Genomic DNA, 5,701 nt, shown 5'->3' with positions numbered 1-5,701 from the left:
GATTTTCGAAAAGCAGCCGAAGGTCTCGCTCACAGGCAAGGGCAACGGTTTGCAGGACAGGACTGGTCAAGGGTTCACGGGCCTTATGCGGTTCAAGTCGGCTCTGGCGCGGCCGTTAAAGAGATGCAGCATAGATGCAATGACGGCTTGTTCTAGAGAGCTGCGTCAATCAATTGCAATGTTTTCGCCACTCAGCGAAAGACGGGCGGCATTATACATGGCGTTCCCTACTCTCAAGAGTGCAATTTCCTCAGGTTGTGTCCGCGTATGACAGGCGAAATGAACATCCTCCCGCTCCCGCCAACCACCCCGGCGACTTCGCGTCCATTGGTGATCAGCGGCGAGTTGCTCAAGCTGCTGACGCCGATGGAGGGCCTGATCACGGCCGGTCAGACCGCCAAGGCTGAAGTGCTGTCACTCAAGCAGGCGGATCAGACCTTTCAACTGTTGCTCAAGGTCACTCTCGACAGCGGCCGCCAGACCACTGTCCAGGCCACCAGCACTCAGCCGTTGCCCCAGGGTACCAGCCTGTCGATCACCCAGCCGTCGGCGGGCAATCTGGCAGTCACGGTGCAACAGGCCATCGCCTCCAGCGTCGCCACCCTCACCCGTATCGATACCGCGCAACTGCCGGTCGGCACCCTGYTGCAAGGCAAAGTGCTGACCTCTCAGGTGATGCCGCAGGTGCCGGGCCAGCCGACGGTGTTTCGCTCGATGGTGAGCCTGCTCAACACCGCGCTGAGCGGCAGCACGCTGAGCATCGACAGCCCGACACCGCTGCGCATCGGCACCTTGCTGAGTGCCTTGGTGCAGGACACCCAGACACTCAAATTCGTGCCGCTGAGCAGCCGTCAGGAACAGTTGGCGGTGACGCAACAATTGGTCAGCCAGCAAAGTCGCCAGGGTTCTCTGGATGGCTTGATCAAGGTCCTGCAAAATCTGCCACCGTCGGATCAGACCTCCAGCGACCTGCGCGCCGCCGTGGACAAATTGCTCGCTGGCCTGCCGGACGCCCAACAATTGAGTACGCCCAAAGGGYTGGCCCAGGCGCTGGCCAACAGTGGCCTGTTCCTGGAAGCCAAATTGCTGACCGGACAAAACCCGACGCTGGCGCCAGACATGAAAGGCGACCTGCTCAAGCTGATCGCCCAGCTGACGCCGGGCCTGCCGGCCAACACCAATCTCAACGCAATCATCGCTGCCAACACCCTGGCCCAGGCCATGCCGAGTTTCGTGCGCAATGCCCTCGGCATGCTCGGGCAAGTCAGTGCCAAACCGTCGCCGACCAGCTTCCCACTGCCCGAGCGCCTGCTGCAAAGCGCGGAAGGCGAAGATGATCTCGAGCACCTGCTGCGCCTGGCTGCGGCGGCGGTTTCGCGTTTGCAAAGTCATCAGCTGTCGAGCCTTGAGCAGACTGGCGTCACCAGTGACGGGCGGTTGATGAGCACCTGGCAACTGGAAATCCCCATGCGCAACCTGCAGGACATCGTGCCGTTGCAGGTCAAATTCCAGCGCGAAGAAGCCCCCGAAAAAGAACAACCGCGCGAACGCCGCGACGAACGCGAACCCAAGCAACCGCTATGGCGCGTCGAGCTGGCATTCGACATGGAACCGTTGGGGCCGTTGCAGATTCAGGCCCAACTGATCAAAGGCAGCCTCTCCAGTCAGCTGTGGGCCGAACGGCCGTACACTGCGAGCCTGATCGAAAGCAATCTGGCCGCGCTGCGCCAGCGCCTGCTGGATTCCGGGCTGAACGTCGGCGATCTGGATTGCCACCTCGGCACACCGCCACAAGGCCCTCAAACCCGTCTCGAACAACGCTGGGTCGACGAAACCGCATGAACGAATCCACCGCACCGCGCCAGGCCATCGCCCTCAAATAYGACGGCAGCCACGCCCCTACCCTTACGGCCAAAGGTGACGAAGAACTGGCTGAAGAAATTCTACGGATTGCCCGTGACTACGAAGTGCCGATTTACGAGAACGCCGAACTGGTGAAACTGCTGGCGCGGATGGAATTGGGCGAGAGTATTCCCGAGGAGTTGTACCGCACGATTGCCGAGATCATTGCGTTTGCCTGGAATCTGAAAGGCAAGTTTCCGGCGGGGCATGATCCGCATGCGGTGACGGTGGAGAAGGACGTCACCGAGCGCGGGGATGATTATTGAATCTTTATTGAATGTAAAAAGATCGCAGCCCCGTTTCACTCGACAGCTCCTACAGGGCGTACACCATCCCAATGTAGGAGCTGTCGAGTGAAACGAGGCTGCGATCTTTTGCTCTTCTCAGTTTCTGTGCAACTTGCTCATCAACTCCGCCTCAGCCTGGGTCAAGCCGCAAGACTGAGTCAGCTCATCGACGCTGGCCCCCATCCCCACCAGGCGCGCGGCCTGGGCGAATGAAAGGCTCGACGGATCACGCTGCTCCAACTGCGCCAGCTTGTCCGGCAACGGCCCGACCACCGCGCGCAGTTCGTGCAGGTCTTCACCCATGCGCACGTTGCCGTTCTGGTAGTCGTCGACGCGCTTGGCCAGGTCCTTGATGCGCTGATCGCGCAGTGCATCGCCCTGAGCCTGTTGTGCGGCGACCTGCCTTTGAGCGCGGATGTACGCCAGGAACATCGCCAGCGTGCCTGCCCACAAAAGGAACAGGACAATCACAGCCACCTCAAGAATCAATCAGATACTCTCCAGTTCCGACCATTCTTCTTCGCTCATCATCTTGTCCAGCTCGACCAGGATCAGCAGTTCATTGTTCTTGTTGCACACGCCTTGAATGAACTTGGCGGACTCTTCGTTACCGACGTTCGGTGCGGTCTCGATTTCCGACTGACGCAGATAAACCACTTCAGCCACGCTGTCGACCATGATCCCGACCACTTGCTTGTCGGCTTCGATGATGACGATGCGGGTGTTGTCACTGACGTCGACCGTGCCCAGGCCGAAACGCTGACGGGTGTCGATCACGGTGACCACGTTGCCGCGCAGGTTGATGATACCCAGCACGTAGCTCGGGGCACCCGGTACCGGAGCGATTTCGGTGTAGCGCAGGACTTCCTGAACGCGCATCACGTTAATGCCGTAGGTTTCATTGTCCAGCTTGAAGGTGACCCATTGCAGGATCGGATCTTCGGAACCTTTTGCCGCCGTCGCCTTGTCATTCATACCCTGACCCCTCGAAAAACCGCCCTAGCGGTGTGTATTCAGTGCACCGGCACTTGAATGCCGATGCGTGTTTTTTATGTCGGTTTGTGGTTCGGCTTACTGCCGCCCATGTGCTTCGCCCCGCCGCTGGCGATCAATTCGGCCAGTGCGGCGACATCGAGCAAAGCGCACATGTGTTCAATCACCGTGCCGGCGAGCCATGGCCGCTGCCCMCGGTGACTTCTCCATTTGATTTCATTCGGGTCCAGGCGCAACGAGCGGCTGACCTGATGCACCGCCAGCCCCCACTCATAGCCCTGAACTGAAATAACGTATTGCAGGCCCTGGCGGAAATCGTCGCGGTAGCGGTCCGGCATGACCCAGCGTGCGGTATCCAGCACCTTCAGGTTGCCGGCCTGGCTTGGCAGGATCCCGAGGAACCATTCCGGCTGACCGAACAACGGCGTCAGCTCGTGGCCGGCCAGGGAATAAATCGAACCCAGGCACACCAGCGGCACCGCGAGGGTCAACCCGGCGACATCGAACAACAGGCATTCGAACGGCTCGGCCGCCCAGGCCGGACGATCGTCATTTTCCACCGGAGGCGGCGTGTTGCTCGGCGGCAGATGAACTTCCACCACCGGCGGCACCAACGCTTGCAGCAACGGCGCAATCGTCGACACGGACGCCAGAATCGGTGCCGGCGCTTCGATCACGGCCACCGGTGCCTTCGCCACTGGCGCAACAACGGGGGCCGCGACCACTGCCGGCTTCTGCGCATCGCGCGCCTGCTCTTCGAGCACCGCCGCCTGGAACTCGTCCAGCGCAGCTTCAGCCTCGACAACCTCAGGGAGCGCCTCGACTTCAGGCAACAGCTCTTCGGTCGCGTCCTGCAGCAAGCCATCCAGATAAGACTGAAGGGCCAATTGCGGGCGCGAGGTGATCTTCACCGGCCGGGTCATGCGAATACCATCGTAGGAATCAGGCTCATCTCAAGCCACCTGCGGAACAAGTTGCTGGGCCAACAGATGCTTGAGCAGTGCGCGGTAGGCGAGAACGCCGCGACTCTTGCCATCGAATTGCGACGGCGTCAGCCCTGCCCGGCTCGCGTCACGCAAGCGGGTGTCGATCGGGATGTAGCCTTGCCAGATTTCTTCCGGGTACTTGTCGCGCAGCACGCGCAGAGTGCCAAGCGAAGCCTGGGTGCGGCGGTCGAACAGGGTCGGCACGATGTTGAACGGCAACGCCAGTTTGCGCGAGCGGTTGATCATCGCCAGCGTGTTGACCATGCGTTCCAGGCCTTTGACCGCCAGGTGCTCGGTCTGCACCGGAATCACCAACTGCTGGCTGGCCGCCAAGGCATTGACCATCAGCACGCCGAGCAACGGCGGGCTGTCGATCACGGCGTAATCGAAGTCTTGCCACAACTGCGCCAGACTCTTGGCGATCACCAGGCCCAAACCGCTCTGGCCCGGCGACTGGCGCTCAAGGGTGGCCAGCGCGGTGCTCGATGGCAACAGGGAAATGCGTTCGTCGCTGGTGGGCATCAACAACTGACCGGGCAAGCCTTGCGGCACGTTGCCCTTGTGCAGAAACAGGTCGTAGCTGCTGTGCTCCAGGCTGTCGGGGTCGTAACCGAAGTAGCTGGTCAYGGAGCCGTGGGGGTCGAGATCGACCACAACCACGCGCTTGCCCGCCTCCGCCAGTAAACCGGCTAAAGCAATGGAGGAAGTGGTTTTACCGACACCACCCTTTTGATTGGCAACTGCCCAGACTCTCATTCGGATTGTTCCTCCCGGTCGAAAACGTCGACCGAGAAATAGCTCAACGTATTAATGCGGGTGACGGAGAATTGACGGCACTCTCGCGTCCCGGCGACTTGACCGGGGTCGGTGCAGTTTGTGTGCCAGCCCGCTTCAATGCGGCATCCGGTTGTGCATGAGCCGTTCCGGTACCGGTGAGGCTACGGCGTACATCAAGATTGCGTGACACCACCAGCACCACCCGACGGTTGCGCGCACGGCCTTCGGCGGTGGCGTTGTTGGCCACTGGCTGGAATTCGCCATAACCCACCGATGCCAGGCGACCAGGGTTCACGCCCTGCATCGCCAGCATCCGCACGATGCTCGCCGAACGGGCCGAGGACAGTTCCCAGTTGGTTGGGTATTGCGCGGTGCGGATCGGTTGATCGTCGGTGAAACCTTCGACGTGGATCGGGTTGTCGAACGGCCGGAGGATCGCAGCGACCTTGTCGATGATGTTGAACGCAATGTCGCTGGGCATGGCGTCGCCGCTGCCGAACAACAGGCTGGAATTGAGTTCGATCTCGACCCACAACTCGTTGCCACGCACGGTCATCTGGTTGGAGCTGATCAAGTCGCCGAACGCCGCGCTGATGTCATCGGCGATGCTTTTGAGTGGATCGTTGGCGGCCTGGGCGATGCCGGCGTCGATCTGCTCGCTGTCCTTGACCAGCGGTTTGGCCGGGGTCACGGTCTTCGGTCTCTCTTCGCCAATGGGGATCGGCTTGAGGGCGCGGTCAGAGTCGGTAAACACCC

7 protein-coding genes and 1 pseudogene are annotated in these 5,701 nt (G+C 60.8%); 2 read left to right on the top strand and 6 right to left on the bottom strand.

The window, feature by feature from the left end; all coding sequences use genetic code 11:
* Window positions 1-70 (bottom strand): annotated as a pseudogene (locus AC1DLB_RS19560) (heme ABC transporter ATP-binding protein CcmA); the annotation flags it as partial.
* Window positions 71-267: 197 nt separating this feature from the next.
* On the opposite strand from AC1DLB_RS19560, the gene fliK reads away from it, so the two are divergent.
* Window positions 268-1,842 carry a flagellar hook-length control protein FliK gene (fliK, locus tag AC1DLB_RS19555; RefSeq protein WP_477744243.1) on the top strand — a complete coding sequence of 525 codons (1,575 nt, stop codon included), beginning with the start codon at window positions 268-270 and terminating at the stop codon, window positions 1,840-1,842.
* Window positions 1,839-2,168 carry an EscU/YscU/HrcU family type III secretion system export apparatus switch protein gene (locus AC1DLB_RS19550; RefSeq protein ID WP_018925069.1) on the top strand — a complete coding sequence of 110 codons (330 nt, stop codon included), beginning with the start codon at window positions 1,839-1,841 and terminating at the stop codon, window positions 2,166-2,168. Before fliK ends, AC1DLB_RS19550 begins: the two co-directional genes overlap by 4 nt.
* A gap of 117 nt (window positions 2,169-2,285) precedes the next feature.
* Here the strand turns inward: AC1DLB_RS19550 and AC1DLB_RS19545 are convergent, their stop codons facing one another.
* The 5 genes from AC1DLB_RS19545 to AC1DLB_RS19525 form a co-directional block, all read right to left on the bottom strand.
* Window positions 2,286-2,678, bottom strand: a complete 393-nt coding sequence (locus tag AC1DLB_RS19545) for a DUF2802 domain-containing protein (RefSeq protein ID WP_018925068.1) — start codon at window positions 2,676-2,678, stop codon at window positions 2,286-2,288.
* Window positions 2,679-3,164 (bottom strand): chemotaxis protein CheW, encoded by a 486-nt coding sequence (locus AC1DLB_RS19540; protein ID WP_007938663.1) that lies wholly within the window; start codon window positions 3,162-3,164, stop codon window positions 2,679-2,681. It lies immediately after the preceding gene.
* A 74-nt stretch (window positions 3,165-3,238) separates the two neighbouring features.
* Window positions 3,239-4,105, bottom strand: coding sequence for a CheW domain-containing protein (locus tag AC1DLB_RS19535; protein WP_064619453.1), 867 nt, complete (start codon window positions 4,103-4,105; stop codon window positions 3,239-3,241).
* A gap of 30 nt (window positions 4,106-4,135) precedes the next feature.
* Complete coding sequence (locus AC1DLB_RS19530) at window positions 4,136-4,924, bottom strand: ParA family protein (protein ID WP_477785472.1); 789 nt, start codon at window positions 4,922-4,924, stop codon at window positions 4,136-4,138.
* A 43-nt stretch (window positions 4,925-4,967) separates the two neighbouring features.
* On the bottom strand, window positions 4,968-5,701 hold a 734-nt coding region (locus tag AC1DLB_RS19525), incomplete at its 5' end, for an OmpA family protein (protein ID WP_477785471.1).

The sequence above is a fragment of the Pseudomonas sp. 05N434 genome, from assembly GCF_056396965.1.
The sequence above is the reverse complement of the archived record's forward strand: the minus strand, read 5'-3'. Positions and strand labels throughout refer to the sequence as shown.

Excerpts from the sequence above, each read along its gene's own strand:
- AC1DLB_RS19540 (WP_007938663.1), bottom strand. The coding sequence starts at position 3,164 with ATGAATGACAAGGCGACGGCGGCAAAAGGTTCCGAAGATCCGATCCTG.